Here is a 24,056-nt window from a genome sequence, read left to right on the forward strand (position 1 = left end):
CACCCCGGGCGGGCGGAAGGATCGCCTCCGCGTGCAGCAACAGTGGGATCGACTGCCATGGCGCCAGCGGCTGAGCGGCAGAGGGCACACGGGATTTAGTTGCTCTAGCGTTATACAGCCGCACACTGGTATTTGAATTAACGGATATTTGAAAGGAAGGGCCTACGCGGTCGCCATGGATCCCGCGCTCACCGCCCTCGCCGGCGACTGGGTCGCCCTGTCCCTCTTGCAGGGTTGGGTCGAGGTGCGCGTCGAACATTCGCTTCAGGCCCGGCACGGCCTGAGCATGCGGGAGTAATCGTTGCTGGAGGCGCTCAGCCGCCAGCGCGACGGTCTCGGTGGGCGACTGGCCGCATGGTCGGCAGGCCAACCCCGGCAGCCGTGTCTCTCTGCGGAATCCCCGTGGACCCCATTGTTGACGGTGCTTACATCGCGACCTATAGTCATGTGTACACCGCTTACATGACTAGTGAGGAGCCGGACCATGTCTTCGGCGCAGAAGGACACCACCGTCAAGGTCGACCTGGGCGGCCGCACGGTCACCGTCCCCAAGGGGGGTCTGTACGACCGGTACCGGATGAACCCCGACCTGGATGAGATCGCCCGGGACCCCCGCGTCAGCGGGGTGGACTTCTTCCGGCAGCTGCCCAAGATCAAGGTCGACTCCCCGATCGGCCCCACGCTCACCCCGAACTTCTACTACAGCGTCTCGACCGCCCGGATCACCATGCTGGCGCCCTCCAGCGCGATCCGGACCCGGCTGCCCGGCGAGCTCGCGCCGCTGGAGATCGCCCCGGGCCTCGGGCTGATCTCGGTCATGTTCTTCCGCTACGACGTGTGCGACATCGACTTCTACACCGAGGCCGCCGTCGGCATCGCCGTGAAGCCCGCGCGGCACGGCAAGCTCGGATTCTTCGACCTCGTCGCCGGCCTCAAGAACGAACACCTCGACTCCTACGTACTGTCCCTGCCGGTCAGCACGGAGATCGCCCAGGTCCGCGGCCACGACGGCTACGGCTTCCCCAAGTGGGTCACCAGCCTCGACGTCGACATCGACGAGCGCCGCACCACCGCCCGGGTCACCAACCACGCCGGCGGCCTCGACCTGTCGCTCCAGGCGACCACGCCGAAGCAGACCGCCCACCTGAGCGGCGACCGCGTCAGCTCGCTCACCTCCTACACGACGATCAACGGCGCATGGCACTCCACCCTGAGCCAGACCAACGTGCTGAACGCCGGCACGACGCGCCTGCCGCGTGACGTCCGCCTCCAGCTCGGCGAGGGCCGGATGTCCGACGACCTGCGCTCGCTCAAGCCGATGCGGACCATCCAGTTCGACGTGATGACCGAAGGCCAGCTCGCCCTCCACATGCCGGTCCCCACCTCGGTCCAGCGCCGGAACAAGTAGCAAGGAACCCTCGCCATGGCCACCGCACAAACCGCCAGCCCCACGGCCGCCCGCGCCCAGGGCCTGCCCGCCTCCATCACCCCGGCGCTGATCGAGCGGCTGACCGCACGGGTCTCCGCCGCACCGAACGCCGCGCGCGTCACCACCAGCACCCCGTACTCCGGCCACCCCCTGGGCGACTTCCCCATCTCCACCCCCGACGACGTCGAGGCCGCGTTCGCCCGCGCCCGCGCTGCCCAGGCCACCTGGGCGGCCACGCCGATCGCGGAGCGCAAGAGGATCATGCTGCGCTTCCACGACCTCGTCCTCGCCCGCCAGGAGGAGGCGCTCGACCTCATGCAGGCCGAGAACGGCAAGACCCGCCGCGACGCGTTCCTCGAAGTCGTCGACATCGGGATCGTCTCCCGCTACTACGCGCGCAACGCCGCCAAGTACCTGAGCCCAAAGCGCCGCCGCGGCGCGATCCCGCTGCTCACCCACACCACCGAACTGCGCCACCCCAAGGGCGTCGTCACGGTGATCTCCCCGTGGAACTACCCCCTGAGCATGGCCGCCAGCGACGCCATCGCCGCGCTCATGGCGGGCAACGCCGTCGTCCAGAAACCCGACACCCAGACCGCGCTCACCGCCCTGTGGTCGCTCGACCTGATGTACGAGGCGGGACTGCCGGCCGACGTGTGGCAGATCGTGGTCGGCCGGGGCAGTGCCATCGGCGGAGCCCTGATGGCAGGCGCCGACTACATGATGTTCACCGGTTCCACCGCCAGCGGACGCCAGATCGCGAGCGACGCGGGCCGGCGCCTGATCGGGGCCTCCCTCGAACTCGGCGGCAAGAACCCGATGATCGTCCTGGACGACGCCGACATCGACAAGGCCGCCGCCGGCGCGGTCAACGCCTGCTTCCCCTCGGCCGGCCAGCTGTGCGTCTCCGTCGAGCGCCTCTACGTCGCCGAGTCCGTCCGCGAGAAGTTCGTCGCCGCGTTCGTCGAGCGCACGAAGAGGCTCAGGATCGGCGCCGCGTACGACTACAGCGTCGACGTCGGCTCCCTCACCACGCCGTCCCAGCTGGGGACCGTCACCGAACACGTCGACGACGCCGTGGCCAAGGGCGCCACCGTCCTGGCCGGCGGCAGGGCCCGCCCGGACCTCGGCCCCCTGTTCTACGAGCCGACCATCCTCACCGACGTCACCCCCGCGATGACGGTGTACGACCACGAGACCTTCGGCCCGGTCGTCTCCATCTACTCCTTCCGCCACGTCGAGGAGGCGATCGCACGGGCCAACGCCACGCCGTACGGCCTCAACGCCAGCGTCTGGTCCCGCAACGGGGCGCGCGGCCGAGCCGTCGCCGCCCGCGTGCACGCCGGCACCGTCAACGTCAACGAGGCCTTCGCCGCCGCGTGGGGAAGCATCGACGCGCCGATGGGCGGCATGGGCGACTCCGGACTCGGCCGCCGCCACGGCGCCGAGGGCATCCTCAAGTACACCGAGGCCCAGACTGTCGCCCACCAGCGCATCCAGGGCTTCTACCCGCCACAGCGCGTCAGCCCCGAGACCTGGGCCGCCCTGCTGACCGGCACGCTCAGGGCCATGAAGGCGTTCGGCGTCCGCTGAACAGTGTGGGGCCGCTCAGTCGCCGTGAAGCGCTGTCCTGAGGGCATCGATGGCAAGTTTGCGGGCGACGTTGGCGGCGCGGGTGTCGCGCAGGCTGTCCAGGAGCAGGAAGTCGTGGACCATGCCGGCCACGCGGACGGACGTGACGTCGACGCCGGCCTCGCGAAGCTTGTTGGCGTACTGCTCGCCCTCGTCGCGCAGGACATCGGCCTCATCGGTGATGACCAGGGTGGTGGGCAGCCCCCGCAGCAGCTCCAGTGGGGCCTGGAGTGGCGAGGCGTGCGGCTCGGCACGCTGGGCCGGGTCGGTGGTGTAGGCGTCCCAGAACCACTTCATCCCGTCGCGGGTGAGGTAGTAGCCCTCGGCGAACTGCACGTAGGACGGGGTGTCGAAGTCGGCGTTGGTCACCGGGTAGAGCAGGACCTGGGCCTTGAGGCCGATGCCGCCGCGCTCCTTGTTCATCAGCGCGAAGACCGCGGACATGCAGCCGCCGACCGACTCCCCGGTGACCGCGATGCGCGAGGTGTCCAGGCCGTGTTCCGCACCGTGCTGGAGCACCCACTGGCCTACGGCGTAGTTCTGCTCCACCTGGGTGGGGTACCTGGCCTCCGGCGCGCGGTCGTAGACGGGGAAGACGCCCGCCGCGCCCGCGCCGACGGCGAGCTCCCGGAAGAGGCGGTCGTGGGTCTTGTCGTCGCCGAAGACCCAGCCCGCGCCGTGGATGTAGAACACCACGGGCAGCGGTCCGGTGACGCCCTTGGGGCGGATGATGCGGGTTCGCACGGTGCCCCACTCACCGGTGTCCACCTCGACCCACTCCTCGTCGACCTCGGGACGGGGCACGCCCGGGTCGGACTGCAGGCCGAGGAGGATCTCTCGGCCCTTCTCCGGCGGGACCTCGTAGAGCCGCGGGTGCGGATCGGTCGCGTCGCACAACTCCTTCGCGGCGGGCTCCAGGTACGGCGTGATCGGCGCAGGAAGCTCAGTCATCTTCTCTCCATGTCGCGGGCACACGTGTGCCGTGCTCGTGCGGCCTCACCGGCCGCGCCTGACGAACCCCCGGCCGAACCTCCCCTCCTCCTATCGTCGGATCCCGCGCGCGAGGCGCAACCTGTAGCCCTGGCCGCGGACCGCGGCTCTCACCGGGCGGGCGCCCACGGCGGCGCCGAAGATCGAGACAAACGGAACACGACGGCAGCCGTTCGGACGGACGGCCCCGTCATCACCCGGAAAGGCGAGAACATGACCCGTGCCCTCTTCGTCGTCACGGCGGCCGACCACTGGACGCTGAAGGACGGCACCAGGCACCCCACGGGCTACTGGGGCGAGGAACTGGCGATGCCGCACAAGATCTTCACCGAGGCCGGATGGGAGATCACCATCGCGACCCCCGGCGGGAAGCGACCCACCCTGGACAGGATCAGCATGGGCCGCACCGCCGGCCTTCCGGGCACCCTCCGCGAAGTCGCCGACTACCTCGCCACGATCCAGGACGCACTGGACGCCCCGGCCTCCCTCAGCGACGTGGATCCCGACGACTTCGACCTCGTCTTCTACCCCGGGGGACACGGCCCCATGGAAGATCTCTCCCACGACGAGGTCTCGGGAGCGCTCCTCACCAGGCAACTCGCCTCCGGCAGGCCGCTGGGTCTGCTGTGCCACGGCCCTGCCGCGCTGCTCGCGGCCAGGACCAACGACGGTTCCTGGCCCTTCGCCGGATACCGGATCACCGCGCTGTCCAACGTCGAGGAGAAGCTGAACAGCTTCGGACGCAAGGCGTCCTGGTTCCTGGAGGACCGGCTGCGCGAGAGCGGGGCGCACTACGCCAAGGGAAAGCTGCCGCTCCTGCCCCACATCGAGGTCGACCGCACTCTCTACACCGGCCAGAACCCCGGCTCGGCCAAGCAGCTCGCCCACCGCATGGTGGCCGACCTGGCCCACTGACACGGGCGCGAGCCCGGTTCTTCAGGCCGGGATCGCGAACGGTCCGAACAAGCGGAGCAGGGTGGCGGACCGCGGTCCGCCACCCTGCTCCGGCTTCGGATCCGTGCTTCAGCTCTTCGGCGCTCTGGACGCGGCGAGCTGGCCGGGCATCTCCTCCATGGACGTCTGGGCGGGCCGGTAGCGCACGCCCGGCGCACGACGGCTCCTGGCCCTGTCGCTGCGGAGGTCGAAGCCGATGTTGCGGCGCACGTACTCGCGCGGGAGTCCGATCACCGGCGCGAGGGCGACCGCGAGGGGCTCGGGAACGGCTCGGCGCGGCAGCCCCGGCTCGGCCCCGTGAGCGGGAAGCAGCCTGCGGCCGAGGTCCACGATGTCGGTGGTCTCCGCCACGACGAGGTGGCGGCCCTCCGCCTCGGGCAGGGAGGCCACCGTAAGGTGCGCGTACGCGGCCTCGCGGACGTCCACGACGGCCCGGGCGATGCGGGGTGCGCCGAAGCGGGCCCCGCCACTGGCCGTCTGCCCGGCGGTGGCGAAGCTCTCGCTGGTGGGGTCGGGGGTGAGCGAGGAGCCGGTGTCGGTGGAGTTCCTTCGCTCAGTCGTTGACGAGGATGATCTTGCCGGTGTGTCCGCCCGCCTCCATGAGGCGGTGCGCCTCGGCGGCGTCGGCGAGCGGGAGGGCGCGGTCGACGACGAGCTTGACGGTCCCGTCCTCGATCATCGGCCAGACCCGTCCGCGCACCTCGGCGATGATCGCGGCCTTGTCGGCGGCGGGGCGGGTGCGCAGGGTGGTGCCGTGGACGGAGGCGCGCTTGAAGACCAGCTCGGCGAGGTTGAGCGGGGCCTCCAGGCCGTCCTGCAGGCCGATGACGACCAGGCGCCCGTCCGCTGCGAGGGAGCTGATGTTGCGCTGGAGGTACTGGCCGCCGATGACGTCGAGGATGACGTCGTAGGGTGCGTGCTCGGCGAAGTCCTCGGTGCGGTAGTCGACGGTGACGTCGGCGCCCAGCTCCCGGGCGCGGGCGGCCTTCTCCGGGCCGCCGACGGTGGTGACGACGCGGGCTCCGAGGGCCTTGGCGATCTGGATGGCGGCGGTGCCGATGCCGCCGGCGCCGCCGTGGACGAGGAGGCTCTCGCCGTGCTCCAGGCGAGCGGTCATGACGAGGTTGGACCACACCGTGGCGACGGCCTCGGGCAGGGCCGCCGCCTCGACGAGGCTGAGGCCCTTGGGGACGGGCAGGAGCTGGCCCGCGGGAACGGCGACCTTCTGGGCGTAGCCGCCGCCGGTGAGCAGGGCGCAGACCTCGTCGCCGATCTTCCAGCCGGTGACGCCTTCGCCGATGGCGCTGATGCGCCCCGACGCCTCCAGCCCGGGGTAGGGGGACGTGCCGGGGGCGAGGGGGTACAGGCCCCAGCGCTGCATGATGTCGGCCCGGTTGAGGGCGGTGGCGGCCACGTCGATGACGACTTCGCCCGCCGCGGGGGTCGGGTCCTCGACCTCGGTCCACTCCAGGACCTCAGGGCCGCCGAATTCCTTGATCGTTATTGCCTTCATGGTGCAAGTCCGTTCGCATGAGCCAAGAAATGTTTGCACTGCACACATTAGGACGCCAAGTGTGCAGTGTCAACATCTACCCGTCGGACTCGGCCGCCGCTAGGCGTCGACCTGCTCGGCCGTCGCGGCCTTCGGTTGGGGCTGCCCAGGAGTCGCGGTGAGCAGTGCCTGGACGGCGGCTCGGACCTGGGCCGACACCGCCCCGGGGGTGGAGGTGTCCAGCTTCCCGTCCAGGTGCAGGAAGGCCAGGCCGTGGACGACGGCCCACACGGCGGTGGACAGGGCCTCGGGGTCGGAGCCGGCGAAGACGCCGTGGACGATGCCGCGGACGTACTCCCAGATGGCGGCGGTCGCCGCGACCCGCTCCTCGCTCGTCGGATCACAGGGCTCGGCGAACATCACCCGGAACAACGCCGGACGCTCCAGGGCGAACCGGACATAGGCGACCGCGACCTCGGCGAGGTCCTCGGGCGTGCGCGGTGACGGGTGCGCCGCCGCCAGGTGGTCGGCGAGCTCGGCGTAGCCCTCGGCCGCGACCGCCGAGACGAGCGCGTCGCGGTCTGCGTAGTGGCGGTAGGGGGCGGTTGCCGACACCCCCGCCCGTCGAGCCACGGCCCGCAGGGACAGCCCGGCACTCCCGTCCTCCTCCAGGAGTTCCCGGGCGGCGCGCAGGCATGCGGCGCGCAGATCGCCGTGGTGGTACGAGGCACTCACTTGTGTCATGGGTCACTCTCTCCAATGTTTGCACCGCCTACATTATTGGCTTAATGTAAGCGATGTACACATCCTAGTCGATGGAAGAGGAAGAATCAGATGGCCAGCGAACTGTTCACGCCGCTGCCCCTGGGCTCCGGGGCGGTGCTGCCCAACCGGATCGCGAAGGCGGCCATGGAGGAGAACATGGCCGGCACCGGCCAGCTCCCGGACCAGCAGCTGATCGGCCTGTACCGGCGCTGGGCCGCCGGCGGCACCGGGCTGCTGATCACCGGCAACGTCATGGTCCACGCCGAGGCCCTGACCGGCCCCGCAGGTGTCGTCCTGGACGAGGCCGCGCCCCTGGAGCCCTTCGCCGAGTGGGCGAAGGCCGGCAAGTCCGCCGGCGGGGCGATCTGGATGCAGATCAACCACCCCGGCCGCCAGGTCGCCTCCGACATGCCCGGCGTCGTCTGGGGACCGTCCGACCTCGGCGTCGACCTGGGCAAGCACAGCGGCCGCTTCGGCCGACCGAGCGCCATGACCGCCCAGCAGATCGAGGCCACCGTCAAGCGCTTCGCCGTCACGGCCGCGCGCGCCGAACAGGCCGGCTTCGACGGGGTGGAGATCCACGCCGCACACGGCTACCTGCTGTCGCAGTTCCTGTCACCGCTGGTCAACAAGCGCACCGACGCCTGGGGCGGCTCCCTGGAGAACCGGGCCAGGATGCTCCTGGACACCGTCCGCGCCGTCCGCGCCGCGGTCTCCCCGTCATTCACCGTCGCCGTGAAGCTCAACTCCGCCGACTTCCAGCGCGGCGGCTTCGACGCCGACGACGCACGCCAGGTGATCGAGTGGCTGTCCCTGCTCGACGTCGACCTGGTCGAACTCTCCGGCGGCAGCTACGAGAGCCCCGCCATGACCGGCCGAGCCACCGACACCCGCACTCAGGCCCGCGAGGCGTACTTCCTGGAGCTGGCCAAGGACCTGGTCACCACCAGCCCCGTCCCGTTGATGCTCACCGGCGGCATCACCCGGCGCACCACCGCCGAACAGGTCCTCGCCAGCGGCGTCGCACTCGTCGGCATGGGCACCGCCCTCGCCGTCACCCCCGACCTCCCCGACCACTGGTTCAACGGCCGCGAGGCCGACCGCCAGATGCGACCGGTCACCTGGAAGGACAAGCCCCTCGCCTCAGCCGCCAGCATGGCCCAGGTCCGCCGCCAACTGCGCCGCATCGCCCGCGGCAGCAGGCCCAGGCCCGGCATCCACCCGGCGATCGCCCTGCTCGGGGAGCAGCGTCAGCAGCGCCAGGCCCTGCGCCGCTATCGTGCGTGGCTGCCCACGCGCCTAAAGGCCGCAGGCCACCGACACCCGTAGCAGCCGGCACGCATCCTGGTCTCCGCTGTCCGGCGTCAGGGGCCCAAGATGCATGCGTATGTGCCTTTCCGGCCGAAGCTGCCATGACGGATTTCAATCCGCGTCGGCGGGTCTGATGGCTTCGACGGGGTCAATGAGCATCAACGTGATGTCACCAGGAGCGGGCGGACAACTTCCCAGCATCGCGTCCTGGATTATGAGGAGTCGCCCCTACAGCCGGTGAAAAGCAGGGGCTACTCGTCAAAGGCACTGGGCCCGCTGAGCCAGACCGTTCGACACGCGGCCGAGGATGACGGCCAAGGCGCAGGAGAAGCCCAAGACCCGGCGCCGGTGACAAGGGGGTCGTCGGCACACGCCGACAGCCTCTGCTTCGTCGCCCTTCACGTGCGGGGCGGGAGCCGGCCGCCCAGCCTGTGGGGTACGGGGATGCGCCCTCAGTTGCAGGGCCGATCAATCGCGGTGGCGAGATCGCGAGCGTACGCGTCGAGTTGTTCGGCGATCGGCCGTAGTTCCCAGGCGCGGCCGCAGCGGCGCTGGTAGCGAGTCTCCGTCAAGGATTGCAGGAGCGGGCTGCGGGCGGGAAGCGCAGCGGCGCGTGCCCGGTGAACGACGTAGGCCTGGTGGGAGTGGCTCTGGGTGATGTCCGTCCAGATCAGGACGGCGGCGGTATCGCGGCGCACGGCGTCGTCGAAGCGCCGCCCGGTGCGCTCGGGCAGGTTCTCGCTCAGGCGGCGCCAGTCGGCCTCGGAGAGAGACCAGGTAACAAGGGCCTGGCGGCGGCGGTGGTAGTCGACCAGGCATCTCTGCGCATCAAGGTGGTCGCCCAGCTTCTGGAGGCCGGCTTCCAACGCGTCAAGGGCGTCAGCGTCGGCGAGGCGGCGGCGGGCGTTGCCCATCGCCCACGCCGCCGTGCCGAACGGCACGCCAAGGCGTTCGGCGCAGTCCTGCACCGATCCGCCAGCGATCATCTTGACCAGGTGTATGGGCACGGCACGCCGCAGGGCCTCGTGTGTACCGGCGGGCGCATCGAAGTAGTGGAGCCACTCCTCGGGGAGGTACTGCGGGATGTGATGCCAGGTGAAGGCGCCGTGATGGCTGGGCGGGATCGGCGGTTGGGGCTTTCGCGGCTTCGGCTGGGGCCGTGGAAGGGAGTCGGCTTCCCGGATCAACCGGCTCAACGTGGGTGAGTTGTTGTGGTTGCTGTTGAGGACGGCCTGCCAGCGGTGGGGTGACCAGCGGGCGGCCGTCAGCAGTTCCCTGATCATTGTCTCGGCCTGTGCCGCGTCGGCGGCCAGGAGCTGGTGCGCGGTGGTGAGGACTTTGGCGGCATCCCCGGGGTCCTGCGGGAGGCGGCAGTCGCCGCGCATCCGGCGCTCGCGCGGCGCCGGGTCGGCGCCGGCTGCGGGTGCCGGACGCAGCAGGACCGTGGCGGTGTACAGGTCGTCGAAGTAGGTGAGGGCCTTGACGTGTTGGCCGATGCTGCGGGCGTCGGGGTCGGGTTCGGTGAGCAGGGCGTGCAGGTGGCGTTGGCAGTCGAGCTGGTCGGCCGGCACGGTGGTCGGCGGTACGGGGGTGTCGAGGCGTCGGGCGCAGGCCTCCTGCCAAGCGGGGTGGCCGGTGTCGGCGGCCGGGTTGCGGCACTGCGCGGGGTGTAGGAGGCCGAGGGCGGGGCGGGCGATCAGGTGGCTTCCGAGGTTCTGGTTGACCGGCTTCTCGCAGTGCGGGCAGGTGGTCTCCAGCATCCGTTGGTGCGCGAGGCAGGCGAAGGAGACGGGCAGGTGCCAGAGCCTGCGCCATGCTCCGCCGTGCCGCTGCTGGACCGTCGTGCCGTCCGGTGCCAGACACTGGGGGCAGTAGCGGCGCAGCCGGTGGGAGGCCCAGCCGGCCGGCGCCGCCCAGTGCGCCCGCTCCGACGGGTCGACCCGGCCAAGGTGCTGCTGGTAGGGGCGGTAGCGGTAGGCGAACGGCGACAGGCACAGACCGTTCACCTCGGCCGGACTCAGTCGGGTCGCGCGGCCGAACGCCGCGGCCGCCGCCTTCGGCAGGTGGACGGCCTGGTAGCCCGGGACGGCGATCTGCCGGGCGCCGACCGTGAGGCTGGTGAGCCGCAGGACGTGCTGCGGGGTGATCTCCAGGCGGTGGGCCAGACGCAGGACGAAGCCGGGCAGGCTCTCACCCGGCAGCGGGTCGAGGCTGCGCGGTAGCGGCCGGGACGCGCTCACCCGGTACTGCTCTCGGTGCCGTAGTGGCCCTGGTCGTCGAAGACCGTGTTGGCCGCACGCGCCTGGCGCCGCCGACGAGGTGGTTTCGGGATGGAGGGGACCTCGCCGGCGTGGGCGTCGAGGTCGCCGAGCCGCTCGGGGCGAATGACGGTGCCGTCCAGCAGGTCCCGGGTCAGCCGTTCCTCGCCTCCGGCCATCGCCTCCGCGCAGCCGTCTTCGATCAGGCGCCGCAGCAGGCCGATGACACCGCCGGTACGACGGAACAGGTACTCGGGCATGGTGCCGGCGGTGAGCATCCCCGGCTCGGCGCGAAGGAGTCGCAGCTGATCCTCGATGCCGGTGAGGTGGTCGACGAACGCGCGGATCTGACCGGGGGTGGTGTAGCGCCGATGTCTCGAGCTGTGCGGCCAGCGCCTCGGTCGACCGCCAGCACCGCTGGCCGCCTGCTGAAGGACAGACGACCAGCGGCAACCAGGGGCCACTGCACGCGCCCGGCCAGGGTCACACTGAAGTGGACGAACTCGGCCGGGCGCACGGGGGCGACGCCGAGGTCGACGATGACCTTGACCGACTCGTCCGGATTGTTGCTCCGGTCGCAGATCACGAAGAACGCCTCCTCCGCCGTGCGGCCCTGGGCCGCGCCCCGGCGCCACTGGTCCGTGAGGAACGAGGTGACCGAGTCGTTCAGAGTTACCCACAGCCGCTCGTCGTTCGCTTCGGAGGTGGTCCACGTGGTGGAGGTGCGGATGGACTCCGTGAGGAAGTTGACCAGGCGGCGGACGATCAAGTAAATGAAGGCGCCGTTGGTGGAGAGCGTCCGGGCGCCCCACACCAGCAGGCCCTGGCCCGGGAACGCCCGCAGGCAGTTCACCCCGGCCTCGCCCCGGCCGGGCGCCGGCTGACCTGGCCCTGGTTCCTGGCCGTGGTCGTCGTCTACCTGGTGATCATCCAGGGCCTCGGCGCACTGGTCGGCGTCGACCGGGCCGACGGCGACAGCCAGTTCCCCACCACCGAGGCGATCATCCCCAACGGAGTGATCCCCATCGGCCTCTCCGTCCTGTTCGGCGCTGCCGTGGTGACCTGGCTCGGCTGGTGGGGCAGCGTCCTCAACTACCGCGTCCCGGTGCGCCGCTGGGTCCGCTTCGTGCCCATCTCGATGCTGGTGGTCGCCGTCATCGGCGTGAACTACCCCAACCTCGCCGACCAGCCGCTCTCGCTGGTGCTCGCCCTGGCCGCCATGACCGCGCTGGTCGGCATCGGTGAGGAGCTGATGCTCCGCGGCATCGGCGTCCAGGTCTTCAAGCGCGCCGGCCTCAGCGAGGGCAAGGTCGCCCTGTGGTCCTCGGTGGTCTTCGGCCTCGTCCACGTCAGCAACGCCTTCGGCGAAGGCGCCCAGGCCGTCCTCCAGGCCGTGATCGTCTCCACCTCCGGCTACTTCTTCTACCTCTGCCTGCGCGTCGGCGGAGTGCTCCTGCTGCCGATGCTCGTCCACGGCCTGTGGGACTTCAGCCTGGTCTCCAACTCCGTCGGCACCGACCCCAAGACCTCCCCCGGGATGATCCTGCCGATCGTCCTCCAGGTCGTCCTGATCGTCGTCCTGGTCGTCAAGCGCCGCGCTGTCGAACCCGCCGTCCACTCCGACGACGCCGCGTCCCCGGCCGCCCGCCGTACCGTCGGCTCCTGACCGGACCGGCTCCACCAACGTCGCGTCCCGGGTCAACGATCACGACAGGCGGGCAGTAGTCACATGATCGGCAGGACAAGTCGGTCGTGATGGTCGAAGAACAGCGTCCGGCCGGCCTGCAGGGCTCCTTCGTGCCGGGACCGGTCAGTCCCAGGTGGAGTCCTGGAGGTTCCAGCGGGTGGGGGTGGCGCCGTTCACGAACCGCAGCGTGCCGCCGTCGACGACGAGCGGCCGGCCGGTCTCGCGGTCCTTCTGCCAGATCTCGTAGTAGGGGCCCATGTCGTAGAAGGTGACCGGGTCGCCCTTCGAGGTCTGGGGGCGTACCCAGCCGTCGGTGGAGTCGATCCACTGCCCCTTCGCGGTGGCGCACGTGATCTGGAGGTAGCCGCCCCAGTTGCCGTCCTTGCTCCAGCCGTCGATGACCTTGACCCACAGCGCGGCCGAGGTCTCACCGGAGAGCACGAACGTCTGCTTGTCCTTGTCCCACTGCGTGCCGCTGGCAGCCACGTTGACGCCGAACCGGTCGGTGCGGCCGAGCACGAACCGCACCGTGTTCGCCCCGTCGCGCTGCGGCCGGTAGCTGAGATCGGGCAGGCTGGCCTTCGAGGTCAGGATCCCGTAGACATCCCACGCGAAGTCGCGCAGGTACTTCTGGTTTGTGTCACGGAAGGTGGTCCGCAGGTATTCCTTGAACGTGCTCTCGTCGGTGATGCTGTCGTCCTGGACGCTCTGGACGATCTCCAGCCACCCGGCCCCGCTGGGCCCGTACACCCGCGCCCTGGCCGAGGTCTTGGCCGCCTCCACGTCCGCCTCGGTGACGATCGGGTATTCGGTCAGGAGACCGGTCACGCTGGTGTCGGCTTCCAGCTCCTTGCGGAACTCCTGGGCTTCTTCCGCGCCCTCGGAGTCCTCTACTGCCTGTACGAGCCTGTCGACATTCTCCTGCCAGCTCGCCACCAGCGCGGCGAGCAACGTCTCGGGCGTCGCCTCCCGCCAGTTCACCCTGGTGCCCAACTCCCGGGCCTTGTAGCGGAGGATGTCCAGCTGATCCTTTTCCGACCGCAGCCCGGGGATCGTGATACCCAGCTTGCCCCAGACCAGCGCCTCTATTCGGCCCTTCTTGCCGGCTTCGTGTGCTTGCTCGATCTCGGCGACCTCCGCCGAGCTGAGGCTCTTCTCCTCGTCCGGCGCGTACGGGTCGGCGAAGATGAGGAAGCTGTTCTGGCGGCGGTAGCCCATGGGTCTGTCTCTCCCTTGTTGACAGGTCGTTGCACTGCGTGTCGCACGCTAAACGATCAAGGGACTGCAGGGGCCCCACCAGTTTCGATTCACCCGATCGAGTGAAAACGCTGCGTGGCGGTTGCCACGCCGCGCTCACGGTTCTCGCCGACGACCTCGAACACGGCCGGTGGCCGCAGCCGACCTGCACTGCCGAGGAGCTCGCCCTCCATGTAGCCCTCGACGACGCCCGCGACCTGCAGGACGAACTCGGCGGCACGGACGATCCCGACCACACGGCACTGCCGGTCCACCGCGGGCACTGGCCCCCTGGAACGCTTCAGTGAGCAGCCACTCGGCCCTGGACACCCAGCCGTTGTGGTCGGTGGCGGTGATGTGGTTGGCCTCGCTGACGAGGAGGTCGACCGGCCGGGCCAGCTCGTAGTTGCTGAGGTCTATCACTGAGGTCCTTCCGTGCCTGCTGGCTGGTGAAGTCGGCCAGGGGGTCGACCGGCCGGAGGTGCCGGTCGCCGTGACGGAGAAATACCTGCGACCCCGAGCTGACCATCCGAATACACCCTGCCCCGCTGCGCACGCTGCCCCATGTGTGTTTCTCCTTCTTGAACGCGATGACCCTGGTCCAAGGCTCGCCGCTCGGCCGGGCGTGGCGGCAGGGCGTGTGGGGCGGTGCGCGAGGCACGTCAGCACCAGCCGGCGAGGACACGCTCAAGAGGACACACCGTCTGAAAGATCACTATCCGTAGCCGGCGGGTAGTCGACCCTGATCTACCCGGGGTGCTCGGGTCGGCCAGCGGCAATGTGCGGCGGTCCGCAGCGGTCAGCCGGCGGGCTCTTCTGAAGGGTCGACAGATTGCCGCTACTCGCAGTGACCAAGGTCGGTCTGGGGTCCTGGGGACCATTTGGGGACCAGTTTGGGGCCGCGCTCGGTGAGCGCGTATGAGCGCCCGTGGGCGATAACGGGCAGCTATGTACGAAATTGAACCCGACTGGGCATCGCGCGGCTGGGGGTCAAGGGCGTTTAGCGATGCTGATCCATCACGCCACGTAGTGCAATGGGGTAGATGGCACGGAACTCCGGTCCGGCCAAACTGTTCATTTCGTGTGATTCTCTGCGGCAGATGCCGGCTGTCGTAGGGAGGGATCCCATGGTTCAGCAGTTCATGAGTGTCAAGGAGACCGCGGAGTACCTGAACATGTCGGTCCCGTGGGTGTATCGCGAGGCTGCTCGTGCGGGTCTTGTTCCGTACAGGTTCGGGTACGGGCGGAACGGAAAGCTGCAGTTCAAGGTGTCCGAGGTTCAGACGTGGGTCAGGCAGCAGCGTCTCTCGGGCCCGTAACGCCACCGACGGGGGCGACGAGGAGGGCCTGCCCCGATTGGGCAGGCCCTCCTCGTTCGTTCAGGCGGCCAGGCCGAGGTCGAGGAGCTCGGCGGCGCGGCTGATGGAGCCGGGCATGAGGTGGCGGTAGAACGTGAAGGTGATCTGGACGTTGCGGTGGCCCATCCACTCCGCGACGTCGGTGATCGGTATGCCGTTGCTCAGGCAGTTCGACGCGAAGAAGTGGCGCAGGCCGTAGAGCACCATGCCTTCCGGGATGTCGACCAGCCCGGAGGCTTTGGCCTTCCGCCACTGAGTGGTGATGATGTGGTGCGGCATGGCGAGCGTGATGTCTTTCGGATTGCGCAGCAGGTAGCCGTCGACGGTTCCGTAGGTGTCCGCATAGCGCTCGATGGCGTGCCGGGTGCGCGCCGGCAGCGGTACGTTGCGGTACTCGTTGGCCTTGCGGTGCTTCAGGCGGGCGTAGCTCTTGGTGGCTTGGTTGACCTGCTCGCGGACGCGGTATACGTCGTCGGCGACGATGTTGTTGATGTTGACGGCATACGCCTCGCCGTTCCGTAGGCCACAACCGCTCATGAGTTCCGCGACCAGGCGGAAGCCGTCGTCGCCGGCGGTCCGGATGCTCTGCAGTTGCGGGACGGAAGGGATCACCGCTCGTGCGGGGTCGTACTGAGGGGGCCGGACTCCCTTCAGCGGGCTGTCCTCGTAGAGCCCGAGGCGGTGCGCGTCCGAGAGGATCGTCTTCAGGCGGATGAACGCGTTGGTCTGCGCGGCAAGACCGACCCCGTTGCGCTCCATCTCCCCTTGAGCCATTCGGTGGTGTAGGCCGAGAACTGCATGCTGCCGTACTTCTTGATGCGCTCCGCCTTGTGCACGCTCATCGGGGAGTTCTTGCGCGCGTGGTAGACCTCGGCGAGGCGGCTCTTCGCCAGCTCCTGGGTGGTGAAGCCGGACTCCTCGGTCTGCCGGCCCGACGCGTTGCGGTACCTGATCGTGTACTCGTGCGGGCACTTGCTCCAGCGGGAGCTCGGGTGCTCGCACTCCTTGAAGAAGCTGCCCATGCCGCGGATGAGACCTGTGCTTGCCATGATGGCTGACCCCCGGAGTCTTGCTGACCTTTTGCTGACCCCGGATGGTGGACCATGCTTCTGAGCTGGGCGGAAACGTCGAGCGCGTGATAACAAGGCCAACTACCGCCGCCTGCAGAAGGCCAAGGACACCTGGGACCACAAGAACGTCTTCCACCACGCCCAGTCGGTGACCCTGCCGTCCTGACGGCACGCGCGGAGCGGCAGGGCCTCGACGGCGGCGGGGGCCAGGGTCCGGGTGCGGGCCCTGGCGGTGTCGGCAGCACGTGAACGTCCCCGGTGGGCCCGTGAGTACGGCGCCTGCGGGGACTCAGCTCCGTTGGAAGAACTCCAGCTCGGCCAGGGCGAGATGGCGGTCGCCGTCCAGGCCCGCGGGGGCTTCGAGGGTCAGGCGGATGCTGGTGACGTCGCTGATGCCGGTGGGGAAGGTCTGCGGGCCGGGCTTGTCGATCAGGGTCAGCTGCTTGACCGACCTCCGGCCGTCCGAAGCCGTCACCTCCAGGTCGATCCGCAGTGCCCGACCCTCGCGGGCGTAGTCCTCGGGTGAGGTCGAGGCGCCGTTGGTGACGATCACGGCCACCAGGCGGAAGGGTTCGGCGAAGGTGTAGGTGATCGAGGCGCCGGGGCCCGGTGCGCCCCAGTAGCGGTTGCTGAGCCCGTCCGTGGCGTTGCCGGCCGGTTGGCCGGGTACCTCGGCGCTCGCCTCCACGCGGACCGGGGTCACCTGCTTGCTCTTGCCCAGCTTGTCCCGGGTGTCCTCGATCAGGTTCCGGCCGGCCGGCAGCAGCAGGAGGCCGCCCGCGCACAGGGCCAGCACCACGGCCAGGACCACCAGGAAGCGCGTTGTCCGGCCGGAGCCGGCCCGGGTACGGCGGCGCAGCGGCCAGATCGTCCGCCACCAGGGGAGCGGCGGTGGGGCCGTAGTGGGTGTGAGCGGGGTCGCGCAGCGGCGGCAGAAGCGGCGGTCGGGCGGGTTGGGCGTGCCGCAGGAGGGGCAGGGCGTCCCGGCGGCGTCGTCGTCCACCGGGACCGGCCGGACGACCGGACGTGGTGCGACGGCCTTCGCCGGCCGCACCGGCTGCGGTGAGTCGGGGGGAGGAAGGGACGGGAGAGGAGGGGAGGGGAGAGGAAGTGCGGAGGCGCGCGGGGGCTCGGTGGGTGGGGGTTCGGTGGGAGGTGAGGGGGCGGCGGGCCGGGGTGCGGCGGCTTCGGCCGGCGGGTCGGCGGCCGGGGCAGCCGGAGCAAGCGGGGCAGCCGGGGGAGTCGGGGGAGTCGGGGTGCCCGACCAGCCCAGGTACGAGCCGCAGTTGCCGCAGAAGTCGTCCGTCGGGCCGTTGGACGCCCCGCACGCGGGACACTCGCGCATCACTGTCGCCCCTCCTCGCTCGTGGGCGGTCCCGTCAGGACCTCCACCCGGCAGTTCGTGTGGACCGGGCACAGGCTCCGGACCAGCGCCAGGACCCGGTCCGCGTCCACGGCTCCGCCGTGCTGCGGCCACACCCGGACGAGCACCTCGTCGGCCGGTGCGGGCGGCAGCGCGCCACCGGCCGTGTTCGACCAGGCGGCCCCGCCGTCCCCGGTGATCTCGGCGGACACGCCCAGCACCAGGCGCAGGGCCTCGACCAGGCCGCGCCGGGTGCCGCTCCAGCGGTGCAGTTCCACCGCGCCGGCCACCGCCTCGCGGCGCAGCGCCAGCGGCCAGTGCGGGTCGTCGGCGCCGCCCACCCAGGTGGCCAGCCAGGCCAGGAAGTCGGCCGGGGCCAGTCGCGGATCGAAGTACGAGGGCAGGTTGTCGAGGGTGGTGAACACCGGGGCCAGGACCGTGTCCAGCCCCGCCGTGAACCGTTGCGCGAAGTCGTCGTCGGCGTACAGCGCGGGCAGCTGCTCGCCGATCGGGTGCCGGCTGGGCAGGCCCGGGACGGCGGCCCGGCTCATCCGCGCACCTCCGGCTCCCGCGCGGTCACGACCACCTGGTGCTGGTAGGAGAAGACCAGCGCGCCCGCGCCGACGTCGATCCGGTCGACCGGGGCGCCGCGCCGGCCCGTGACCGGATCGGCGGCGAACAGCCGGATCTCCTCCACCACCACGTCCCCGACGGCGCGTTGCAGCACCCCGAACACCTCCCCGTACTGCACGGGCCGCCCGAACGGCCGACCCGTTCCGTCGGATCCGCCGCGCAGGGGGTCGAGGTGCCGGTAGAGCGCGTCGAGCGCCGCGTCGCGCACCCGGTCGGCGTCCGCGGCCGGTGCCGAGAGCCGGGCGACGACGGTGACGCCCTGGTAGAACGGCGGCTCGACGAGGAGCCGGGTGCCGATCAGGCGCCGCTCGTCGAGGGCCGCGGTGATCCTGGCGAGGACCTGGTCGGACGGGATCAGCTGCTCGAAGCGCAGCCGGCCGCCCTCGTCGGCCACCGCGTCCGGTACCACCAGGACCCGTACCGCGCCCGCGCCCGCGTCCCGGTCGGGCAGGCAGCGGACCCGGCGCACGGAGGGTGCCGCCTGCCGGGCGATGATCTCGTAGTCCTCGGCGGTCACCGCGCGCTCCTGCATGCGGAGCGTCTCCGGTGCCCGCAGCTTGGCGTTGTCGATGGTCTCCCCGGCGACACCGCCGCGCGCCGCCTCCCGGTTGACGACCCGGGCGACGTACGGGACGGAGCTGCGCAGGACGGACACGGCGCCCCGGGAGACGTTGCCCGCCGGGCCGCCGCCGGTGCGGTAGCGGGCCACCCGGATCCGGGCGCCCTTGGCCGGTACGGCCCCGCACGGACGCAGGGTGCCGTCGGCCTCGCGCAGCACCGGCGGGAACGTGAACTCGCCGGTGGTGGCGTCCACCCGGACGTGCCGGTCGGCCGGTCCCGAGCGCCCGAAGTGCTCCACCACCTCCCAGCGCTGCCACCCGTCCGGCGAGGACACCTCCACCACCGGGGGTTCCCCGTCGAGCAGTACGGGCGGGCGGCCGAGCCGGAAGGACTGCCCCGCCACCCCCTCCGACACGCCGAGCGCTACGTCGCTCACCCGCTCGGCGTGCTCCACGGCCGTCGTGCCGCCGACGGTGAAGACGGCGGCCTCGCGCACCGTCGGCGACTCCGAGTAGAACGGCTGCCCCGGCTCCGCCTCGGTGACCCGGCAGCGCAGCCAGCCCGCCCTGGTGCCGCTGACCAGCGACTCGGTGTGTCCGGCCGGAACGTACACGATGACCTCGCCGGGCCGGTTCAGCCCGCCGGTGCTGTCGGAACCGGTCTCGCAGCGCTGCCACCGGCCGCCGTCCCACGCCTCCCACACCAGCGGGGGCTGGCGCGGGTCGACGCCGACGCCCTCGACGCGGCTGTCCAGGCGGACCGCGACCACGCAGCGCGGCACCGCCGTCGGCAGGCCGAACAGCAGCGCGTCGCCGGGCTCGGGCGCGGCCTGGAAGCACGGGATGTCCCGGCCCTCGGCCAGCGCACCCGTCCGGTCGGTCCGGTCACCGGTGCGGGGCGCGGTGACCAGCCGGGTCAGCTCGCTCGGCACGATGCGCAGGTCGTCGGTGGTGGCGAAGACCACGGCCGCCTCGGTCTCGCCGGCCGCGGTCGTCACCTCGGTGCCGGCGGGCAGCGTCACCGTGTCCGGCTGGGGCGCCGACAGCCAGAAGTCGACCTCGGCGACGGCCGCCGACGGCGGGTACAGCCGGATGCCCAACAGGTCCAGGAAGGCCAGGTAGTTCTTGTCCGGGACCCGGTTCAGCCGGTACAGCAGCTGGTCCACGAGGTAGGCGAACGTCTCGATCAGGGTGACGCCCGGGTCGGAGACGTTGTGGTCGGTCCACTCCGGGGCGCGCTGCTGCACGTACCGCTTCGCCTCGTCGACGAGCTGCTGGAACCGTCGGTCGTCCAGGTTGGGGGAGGGCAGGGCCATCAGTCCGCGACCGTTTCCTCGGTCCCCTCCTCGGAGGGGATCGTGTAGAAGGGGAAGACCAGGTTGCGCCGGTCGTTGGTGGTGCGCACCGTGTAGCGCACGTCGATGTAGAGGGTGGCCGTCTCCACGGCGTCGAAGGCCACGACGACCTCGTCCACCGCGATCCGCGGCTCCCAGCGCTCCAGCGCCTCGCGCACCTGCTGGGCGATCCGCCCGGCGGTGACGCCGTCGCCGGGGGCGAAGACGTACTCGTGGATGCCGCAGCCGAAGTCGGGCCGCATCGGTCGCTCGCCGGGCGCGGTGCCCAGCACGAGGCGGATGGCCTCCTCCAGTTCCCGCTCCCGCTCGACCATGGCGATCCCGCCGGTCGGCCCGACCCGCAGCGGGAACGCCCAGCCGCGGCCGATGAACCGATCACTCATCACAGTCCTCCGATCAGCACGTCGGGCGCACCGGTCAGGACCGTCGCGCCGCATGCCGCCCGGTCGCGGGCCCGCGCGGCGGGCAGTCCGCCGATCAGCACCGCGCCCCCGGTGACCGCGGCCGGGTTGGGCAGCAGCACGTTCCCCGGACCCAGGGCCGCGTGCGGCGGTACCGGGCACACGTGCAGGCTGCCCACCACGGCGGCGGGCCGCCCGCCGATCAGCACCGTCGCGACCTGCGCGGCGGTGCCGGGCGGCGGGGTCGCGATCCGGCCACCGTGGTCGGTGGGGTCACCGGTACGGGCTGCGGCTGGCATCGGGGGCTCCTCGGGGAGAAGGGGGAGGGGGCAGGACGGTCGGGAGGGAGGAAGATTGACGTGGAGTCAGTTGATCCGGACCAGGCGGCCCTTGAGCACGGCGAGCAGGCCGCCGTCGACGGAGACGTCCGCCGTCCCGGACACCCGGACCGACCGGCCGCCGATGCTGACCCCGGCCGTGCCGTCGATGTCCACCTGCCGGCCGGTCACCTTCACGGTGCCCCGCCGGGCGTCGAGCGTGATGCCGTCCCGGTCCAGCAGGACGGAGGTCAGCGGACGGTTCCGCCCCGCGTACACGGTGAGCTCGATCCGGTCCCGGCGGTCGTCCAGGCGGACCTCCAGCCGTCCGTCCCCGGTCACCAGCCGCAGCCCGGAGGGGCCCGGCGCCGGCGCGTCCAGCAGCTCCACGCGGTGACCCGAACGCGAGGCCACCGAACGGCGGTTGACCTTGCCGCTGGTCGCGTCGACCAGCGGAACCTCGTGCGGCGAGGGCTGGTCCACCCCGTTGTAGAGCCCGCCGATCACGTACGGGCGGTCCAACAGGCCCTGCTCGAACCCGACCAGCACCTCGTCGTTGACCTCGGGACTCACCACCCCGCCACCGCCCTTGCCGCCCCACTGGACGGTGCGCACCCAGTCGGTGACGTACGTGTCGTCCAGCCAGGGGAAGGTCAGTCGCACCGCGCCGCGTTCGGAGCCGTTCGGCTCGCGCACGTCCGTCACCACGCCGATCGCCAGACCGGGGATGCGCGGGCCGCGCCCCGGCGCGTCGGCGCCCGTCATCAGGCCGGGCAGGGAGCGGTCCTGGCCGGCGTCGACCCACACGGTGGTGCGGTAGCCGCCGTGCGGCTCCAGCACGTGCTGCACGGCCGTCGCCGTGTAGCGGCCGGAGAACGCCGGTCCCACGTTGCCCAGCGCCACCGGTTTGCCCGCCCGCAGCAGCGGATTGCCCTCGGCCACCGCCTCCAGGTCGCCGAAGCCGGCGCTCACCCGGGCGGCCGCCGCGCGGGCGACCGCCGCCGTCTCCGCCTGCGTCCGGTAGGGGGTGTCGGTGACGGCCACGACCGACCTCCCGAACCGGGCGGCCGTCCCGGGAGCGAGCCCCGGCACCACGGTGTCGCTGACCACGGACGGCTGCTCGGCGACCAACGGCCGCTTCGTGGCGACGTCCCAGCCGCGCACCTGCACCTTCGAGGCGCCGTCGGCGGCCGACAGCGCGGCCCGCAGCGCCAGCAGGTTGCGCCCGTACTCCAGGACCATCGGGTCGAGCACGGCCGAGGTCGAGGGCGAGGGCGCCCCGGACGCCTTCGCGGGCCTGGTGAACTGGAGCACCCCCTTGTCGTCGACGCGCACCCGCGCACCGCTCTCGCCCGCGAGGAACTGCAGGAAGTCCCAGTCGGAGACGTTCGCCTGGGACAGCTGCCGGTACGTCACCGGCGCGGCCTCCACCCTCCCGACGGCCAGGCCGGCGCCCGCGGCCACCTTGCGGACGATGTCCGCGGTCGTCATGTTCCGGTACGCGACGACCTTGCGGCCGCGCTGGAGCCGGTGGGCCTTGGAGTAGGCGCGGACGACGGTGAACGACCCGGTGCTGTCCCGGTCGATCTCCAGGGCCGTGACCTCCCCGTCGAACAGCCGCTCCCGCGCCTGCCCCTTCGCCGTCGTCACCGACACGCGCAGCGGCGAGCCGATGGTGATGCCGGTGGCGCGCAGGAACTCGTGGTCGGGGTCGCGGTAGGTGAGCACGGCGGCGTCCGGCAGGCTCACGTTCTCGTCGACCACGCAGCTGACCAGCTGCGCCGCCCAGATCTGCGGCAGCTCGCCGGGTGCCTCCACGATCGGGTCGGCCGCGAAGGACCTGCCCCCGGAATCGAACCCGCTCACCGTTCCCCCTCGCCGCTGCCGTTGCCGAACCCGTTGCCGCTGCTTCGTCCGCTGCTTCGTCCGTTGTCGAGCCCGCTGTCGAGACCGCTGTCGAGACCGTTGTCGGGTCCGTTGTCGAAGGCGTGCCCGTCGGCGGTCGTTCGGGCGTGGTCGTCGTCCCGCAGGGCCGGCACGACCAACTCGGTGCCCGGCGCGAGCGCCATCGGGTCGTCGATCCCGTTGGCCTCCGCGATGACCCGCCAGGCCGTCGCGTCGCCGTACTCGCGCCAGGCCAGCATCGCCAGGCTGTCGCCCGCCACCAGGGTGTGCGTGCTGCGCGCGGTGCGCGCGCCCGACGTCGGGTTCTGGCCGGGCGGTTCGACACTCGCCTCCTCGATGGACAGCGAGCAGGTCGCCCGCAACGGTGTGCCGTCCACGTCGAAGAGGGTGTACGAGACCGACAGGTTCGACAGCACCCCGTCGAAGGAGGTGGTCCGCGCGCTGCCCCACTCGAAGCGCACCCAGGGGCTCGCCGGCTTCTTGCGGCCGAGACTGGCCGGGGTCGGCACGCACGCCTTCATCAGCTTCTCGACCGCCCGCTCCACCGAGTCGTCATGGGTCGCGGTGGCGTCCAGGAAGACCTCCAGGCTCAGGGTGCGCGGGCCGCTGCCCACGAACTCGGGCAGCGCCGACTGCCCCGCCATCCGGGACGGGGAGCGTCGCCACTCGGTGGTCTTGCCCAACTGCAGGGTCGAGGGGTTGAACTGGAGGTCGAGCCGGGCGATCGTCCCGCCGGGCTTGGCCCCGACCGAGGCCGGGGGCTCTTTCAGGGTGAGCTGGGCCCTGGCGCGGCTGGCGCGTGCCGAGAAGGCCATGGCGTGGCTTCCTTCCGGAGCGGGAGTGCGACGGTCGTCGGACGGGTCGGTGGTGGGGCGGTGGTGGCACGGTCAGGCGGGGAGCAGCCCCGCGTGGGCGATCTCCAGGGTCTCCACCGCGGCCGCGGAGTTGGCGGGGTCGAAGGACGGACCCTGCCAGCGGACCGGGACGATCCCGAAGACCTGCCAGCTGATGATCCGGCTCAGATCGGGCCGCAGGGCCACGATCTCGCCGTCCTTCGGTTCGACCCGCCGCAGCGTCTCGTCCAGCCAGCGGCCGATCTTCGCCGTGTCGGCGGTGACCGGCCGGGTGAGGGTGATGTTCGACCAGGTCACGCGACCCGGGAGCTGCCAGGTGAAGCCGTTGTTGCCGCCCTCGGCGTAGCTCTCCATCTCGACCTCGGCGCCCATGCCGGAGCAGGTGTGGAAGGCGCCCAGGTCGTTGCCGCCGATCGCCAGCCGGAAGAACACGCTGGTCGCGAAGATGTTGTCCGTCATCGGTCCGTCGTCCGTTTCTCGTTCGTG

General features: G+C 71.1%; 23 protein-coding genes and 3 pseudogenes. 7 read left to right on the forward strand and 19 right to left on the reverse strand.

All coding sequences use genetic code 11. From position 1 onward, the window contains the following. The first annotated feature begins 484 nt into the window (after window positions 1–484). Complete coding sequence (locus IF01_RS0120015; RefSeq protein WP_030394829.1) at window positions 485–1,408, forward strand: acetoacetate decarboxylase family protein; 924 nt, start codon at window positions 485–487, stop codon at window positions 1,406–1,408. Window positions 1,409–1,423: 15 nt separating this feature from the next. Continuing rightward, window positions 1,424–3,022: a succinic semialdehyde dehydrogenase gene (locus tag IF01_RS0120020; RefSeq protein ID WP_030394830.1), complete on the forward strand. Its 1,599-nt coding sequence runs from the start codon at window positions 1,424–1,426 to the stop codon at window positions 3,020–3,022. A 15-nt stretch (window positions 3,023–3,037) separates the two neighbouring features. Here the strand turns inward: IF01_RS0120020 and IF01_RS0120025 are convergent, their stop codons facing one another. After that, the gene (locus IF01_RS0120025) at window positions 3,038–4,012 is read right to left on the reverse strand and encodes an alpha/beta hydrolase (RefSeq protein WP_030394831.1); all 975 of its coding nucleotides are present in this window, start codon (window positions 4,010–4,012) and stop codon (window positions 3,038–3,040) included. 252 nt (window positions 4,013–4,264) lie between these two features. Between IF01_RS0120025 and IF01_RS0120030 the strand changes: the two genes are divergently transcribed. Next, window positions 4,265–4,966: a type 1 glutamine amidotransferase domain-containing protein gene (locus IF01_RS0120030; protein WP_030394832.1), complete on the forward strand. Its 702-nt coding sequence runs from the start codon at window positions 4,265–4,267 to the stop codon at window positions 4,964–4,966. A 108-nt stretch (window positions 4,967–5,074) separates the two neighbouring features. Here IF01_RS0120030 and IF01_RS0120035 read toward each other — a convergent pair whose 3' ends face one another. The 3 genes from IF01_RS0120035 to IF01_RS0120045 all read right to left on the reverse strand — a co-directional run bounded on the left by IF01_RS0120035 (window position 5,075) and on the right by IF01_RS0120045 (window position 7,241). Continuing rightward, entirely contained in the window at window positions 5,075–5,431 is a 357-nt protein-coding gene (locus tag IF01_RS0120035; RefSeq protein WP_051755731.1) for a hypothetical protein, read from the reverse strand. A 127-nt stretch (window positions 5,432–5,558) separates the two neighbouring features. Continuing rightward, on the reverse strand, window positions 5,559–6,518 hold the full coding sequence (locus IF01_RS0120040; protein WP_030394834.1) for an NAD(P)H-quinone oxidoreductase: 960 nt from the start codon (window positions 6,516–6,518) through the stop codon (window positions 5,559–5,561). Between the two features lie 99 nt (window positions 6,519–6,617). Continuing rightward, complete coding sequence (locus tag IF01_RS0120045; protein ID WP_030394835.1) at window positions 6,618–7,241, reverse strand: TetR/AcrR family transcriptional regulator; 624 nt, start codon at window positions 7,239–7,241, stop codon at window positions 6,618–6,620. Between the two features lie 90 nt (window positions 7,242–7,331). Here IF01_RS0120045 and IF01_RS0120050 point away from each other — a divergent pair, with 90 nt between their 5' ends. Continuing rightward, the gene (locus IF01_RS0120050) at window positions 7,332–8,591 is read left to right on the forward strand and encodes an NADH:flavin oxidoreductase/NADH oxidase family protein (RefSeq protein WP_030394836.1); all 1,260 of its coding nucleotides are present in this window, start codon (window positions 7,332–7,334) and stop codon (window positions 8,589–8,591) included. A gap of 434 nt (window positions 8,592–9,025) precedes the next feature. Here IF01_RS0120050 and IF01_RS44090 read toward each other — a convergent pair whose 3' ends face one another. The 3 genes and pseudogenes from IF01_RS44090 to IF01_RS45700 form a co-directional block, all read right to left on the reverse strand. Further along, entirely contained in the window at window positions 9,026–10,813 is a 1,788-nt protein-coding gene (locus tag IF01_RS44090) for a TniQ family protein (RefSeq protein ID WP_030394837.1), read from the reverse strand. Continuing rightward, window positions 10,810–11,109 (reverse strand): hypothetical protein, encoded by a 300-nt coding sequence (locus IF01_RS44095; protein WP_030394838.1) that lies wholly within the window; start codon window positions 11,107–11,109, stop codon window positions 10,810–10,812. The genes IF01_RS44090 and IF01_RS44095 overlap by 4 nt, the downstream gene beginning before the upstream one ends. Before the next feature lie 203 nt (window positions 11,110–11,312). After that, a pseudogene (locus IF01_RS45700) lies at window positions 11,313–11,687 on the reverse strand (phage tail sheath C-terminal domain-containing protein); the annotation flags it as partial. Window positions 11,688–11,735: 48 nt separating this feature from the next. Between IF01_RS45700 and IF01_RS0120065 the strand changes: the two are divergent. Next, window positions 11,736–12,497, forward strand: coding sequence for a CPBP family intramembrane glutamic endopeptidase (locus IF01_RS0120065; RefSeq protein WP_167349760.1), 762 nt, complete (start codon window positions 11,736–11,738; stop codon window positions 12,495–12,497). A gap of 144 nt (window positions 12,498–12,641) precedes the next feature. Here the strand turns inward: IF01_RS0120065 and IF01_RS0120070 are convergent, their stop codons facing one another. Both IF01_RS0120070 and IF01_RS0120075 read right to left on the reverse strand, forming a co-directional pair. Continuing rightward, window positions 12,642–13,736, reverse strand: coding sequence for a hypothetical protein (locus IF01_RS0120070; RefSeq protein ID WP_030394840.1), 1,095 nt, complete (start codon window positions 13,734–13,736; stop codon window positions 12,642–12,644). An 89-nt stretch (window positions 13,737–13,825) separates the two neighbouring features. Continuing rightward, on the reverse strand, window positions 13,826–14,011 hold the full coding sequence (locus IF01_RS0120075; protein ID WP_157855295.1) for a hypothetical protein: 186 nt from the start codon (window positions 14,009–14,011) through the stop codon (window positions 13,826–13,828). Window positions 14,012–14,896: 885 nt separating this feature from the next. Between IF01_RS0120075 and IF01_RS51560 the strand changes: the two genes are divergently transcribed. After that, a complete protein-coding gene (locus tag IF01_RS51560; RefSeq protein ID WP_375340988.1) occupies window positions 14,897–15,073 on the forward strand; it encodes a helix-turn-helix domain-containing protein in 177 nt (58 codons plus the stop codon). A 60-nt stretch (window positions 15,074–15,133) separates the two neighbouring features. On the opposite strand, the gene IF01_RS42045 is transcribed toward IF01_RS51560, so the two are convergent. Further along, complete coding sequence (locus IF01_RS42045) at window positions 15,134–15,871, reverse strand: tyrosine-type recombinase/integrase (RefSeq protein ID WP_244215564.1); 738 nt, start codon at window positions 15,869–15,871, stop codon at window positions 15,134–15,136. After that, window positions 15,817–16,161, reverse strand: a complete 345-nt coding sequence (locus IF01_RS50100; RefSeq protein WP_244215565.1) for a hypothetical protein — start codon at window positions 16,159–16,161, stop codon at window positions 15,817–15,819. The genes IF01_RS42045 and IF01_RS50100 overlap by 55 nt, the downstream gene beginning before the upstream one ends. A gap of 106 nt (window positions 16,162–16,267) precedes the next feature. Between IF01_RS50100 and IF01_RS51565 the strand changes: the two are divergent. Continuing rightward, a pseudogene (locus tag IF01_RS51565) lies at window positions 16,268–16,348 on the forward strand (BBE domain-containing protein); the annotation flags it as partial. A gap of 123 nt (window positions 16,349–16,471) precedes the next feature. Here the strand turns inward: IF01_RS51565 and IF01_RS0120095 are convergent. The 8 genes and pseudogenes from IF01_RS0120095 to IF01_RS0120130 form a co-directional block, all read right to left on the reverse strand. After that, a complete protein-coding gene (locus IF01_RS0120095; protein WP_279617270.1) occupies window positions 16,472–17,185 on the reverse strand; it encodes an NADase-type glycan-binding domain-containing protein in 714 nt (237 codons plus the stop codon). 341 nt (window positions 17,186–17,526) lie between these two features. Continuing rightward, on the reverse strand, window positions 17,527–18,096 hold the full coding sequence (locus IF01_RS0120100) for a phage tail protein (protein WP_030394843.1): 570 nt from the start codon (window positions 18,094–18,096) through the stop codon (window positions 17,527–17,529). Beyond that, on the reverse strand, window positions 18,093–20,054 hold the full coding sequence (locus IF01_RS0120105) for a putative baseplate assembly protein (protein WP_030394844.1): 1,962 nt from the start codon (window positions 20,052–20,054) through the stop codon (window positions 18,093–18,095). Before IF01_RS0120105 ends, IF01_RS0120100 begins: the two co-directional genes overlap by 4 nt. Next, a complete protein-coding gene (locus IF01_RS0120110; RefSeq protein ID WP_030394845.1) occupies window positions 20,054–20,476 on the reverse strand; it encodes a gp25 family contractile injection system sheath assembly initiator in 423 nt (140 codons plus the stop codon). The genes IF01_RS0120105 and IF01_RS0120110 overlap by 1 nt, the downstream gene beginning before the upstream one ends. After that, on the reverse strand, window positions 20,476–20,793 hold the full coding sequence (locus IF01_RS0120115) for a PAAR domain-containing protein (RefSeq protein WP_030394846.1): 318 nt from the start codon (window positions 20,791–20,793) through the stop codon (window positions 20,476–20,478). The genes IF01_RS0120110 and IF01_RS0120115 overlap by 1 nt, the downstream gene beginning before the upstream one ends. Before the next feature lie 66 nt (window positions 20,794–20,859). Beyond that, window positions 20,860–22,677: a VgrG-related protein gene (locus tag IF01_RS0120120; protein ID WP_030394847.1), complete on the reverse strand. Its 1,818-nt coding sequence runs from the start codon at window positions 22,675–22,677 to the stop codon at window positions 20,860–20,862. Window positions 22,678–22,832: 155 nt separating this feature from the next. After that, a pseudogene (locus IF01_RS0120125) lies at window positions 22,833–23,531 on the reverse strand (CIS tube protein); the annotation flags it as partial. Between the two features lie 72 nt (window positions 23,532–23,603). Further along, window positions 23,604–24,029, reverse strand: a complete 426-nt coding sequence (locus IF01_RS0120130; protein WP_030394849.1) for a phage tail protein — start codon at window positions 24,027–24,029, stop codon at window positions 23,604–23,606. Window positions 24,030–24,056 lie beyond the last annotated feature (27 nt).

This window comes from Kitasatospora purpeofusca, from assembly GCF_000718025.1.
Taxonomy (GTDB): domain Bacteria; phylum Actinomycetota; class Actinomycetes; order Streptomycetales; family Streptomycetaceae; genus Kitasatospora; species Kitasatospora purpeofusca.

What these genes read in the sequence shown, in the direction of transcription:
- IF01_RS42045 (WP_244215564.1), bottom strand. Translation starts at nt 15,871, where the DNA reads ATGGAGCGCAACGGGGTCGGTCTTGCCGCGCAGACCAACGCGTTCATC.
- IF01_RS0120025 (WP_030394831.1), bottom strand. Translation starts at nt 4,012, where the DNA reads ATGACTGAGCTTCCTGCGCCGATCACGCCGTACCTGGAGCCCGCCGCG.
- IF01_RS0120030 (WP_030394832.1), top strand. Translation starts at nt 4,265, where the DNA reads ATGACCCGTGCCCTCTTCGTCGTCACGGCGGCCGACCACTGGACGCTG.
- IF01_RS0120040 (WP_030394834.1), bottom strand. Translation starts at nt 6,518, where the DNA reads ATGAAGGCAATAACGATCAAGGAATTCGGCGGCCCTGAGGTCCTGGAG.
- IF01_RS0120130 (WP_030394849.1), bottom strand. Translation starts at nt 24,029, where the DNA reads ATGACGGACAACATCTTCGCGACCAGCGTGTTCTTCCGGCTGGCGATC.
- IF01_RS0120045 (WP_030394835.1), bottom strand. Translation starts at nt 7,241, where the DNA reads ATGACACAAGTGAGTGCCTCGTACCACCACGGCGATCTGCGCGCCGCA.
- IF01_RS0120015 (WP_030394829.1), top strand. Translation starts at nt 485, where the DNA reads ATGTCTTCGGCGCAGAAGGACACCACCGTCAAGGTCGACCTGGGCGGC.
- IF01_RS0120020 (WP_030394830.1), top strand. Translation starts at nt 1,424, where the DNA reads ATGGCCACCGCACAAACCGCCAGCCCCACGGCCGCCCGCGCCCAGGGC.
- IF01_RS0120105 (WP_030394844.1), bottom strand. Translation starts at nt 20,054, where the DNA reads ATGGCCCTGCCCTCCCCCAACCTGGACGACCGACGGTTCCAGCAGCTC.
- IF01_RS44095 (WP_030394838.1), bottom strand. Translation starts at nt 11,109, where the DNA reads ATGCTCACCGCCGGCACCATGCCCGAGTACCTGTTCCGTCGTACCGGC.
- IF01_RS0120110 (WP_030394845.1), bottom strand. Translation starts at nt 20,476, where the DNA reads ATGAGTGATCGGTTCATCGGCCGCGGCTGGGCGTTCCCGCTGCGGGTC.
- IF01_RS0120115 (WP_030394846.1), bottom strand. Translation starts at nt 20,793, where the DNA reads ATGCCAGCCGCAGCCCGTACCGGTGACCCCACCGACCACGGTGGCCGG.
- IF01_RS50100 (WP_244215565.1), bottom strand. Translation starts at nt 16,161, where the DNA reads ATGGCAAGCACAGGTCTCATCCGCGGCATGGGCAGCTTCTTCAAGGAG.
- IF01_RS51560 (WP_375340988.1), top strand. Translation starts at nt 14,897, where the DNA reads ATGAGTGTCAAGGAGACCGCGGAGTACCTGAACATGTCGGTCCCGTGG.
- IF01_RS0120050 (WP_030394836.1), top strand. Translation starts at nt 7,332, where the DNA reads ATGGCCAGCGAACTGTTCACGCCGCTGCCCCTGGGCTCCGGGGCGGTG.
- IF01_RS0120070 (WP_030394840.1), bottom strand. Translation starts at nt 13,736, where the DNA reads ATGGGCTACCGCCGCCAGAACAGCTTCCTCATCTTCGCCGACCCGTAC.
- IF01_RS0120100 (WP_030394843.1), bottom strand. Translation starts at nt 18,096, where the DNA reads ATGAGCCGGGCCGCCGTCCCGGGCCTGCCCAGCCGGCACCCGATCGGC.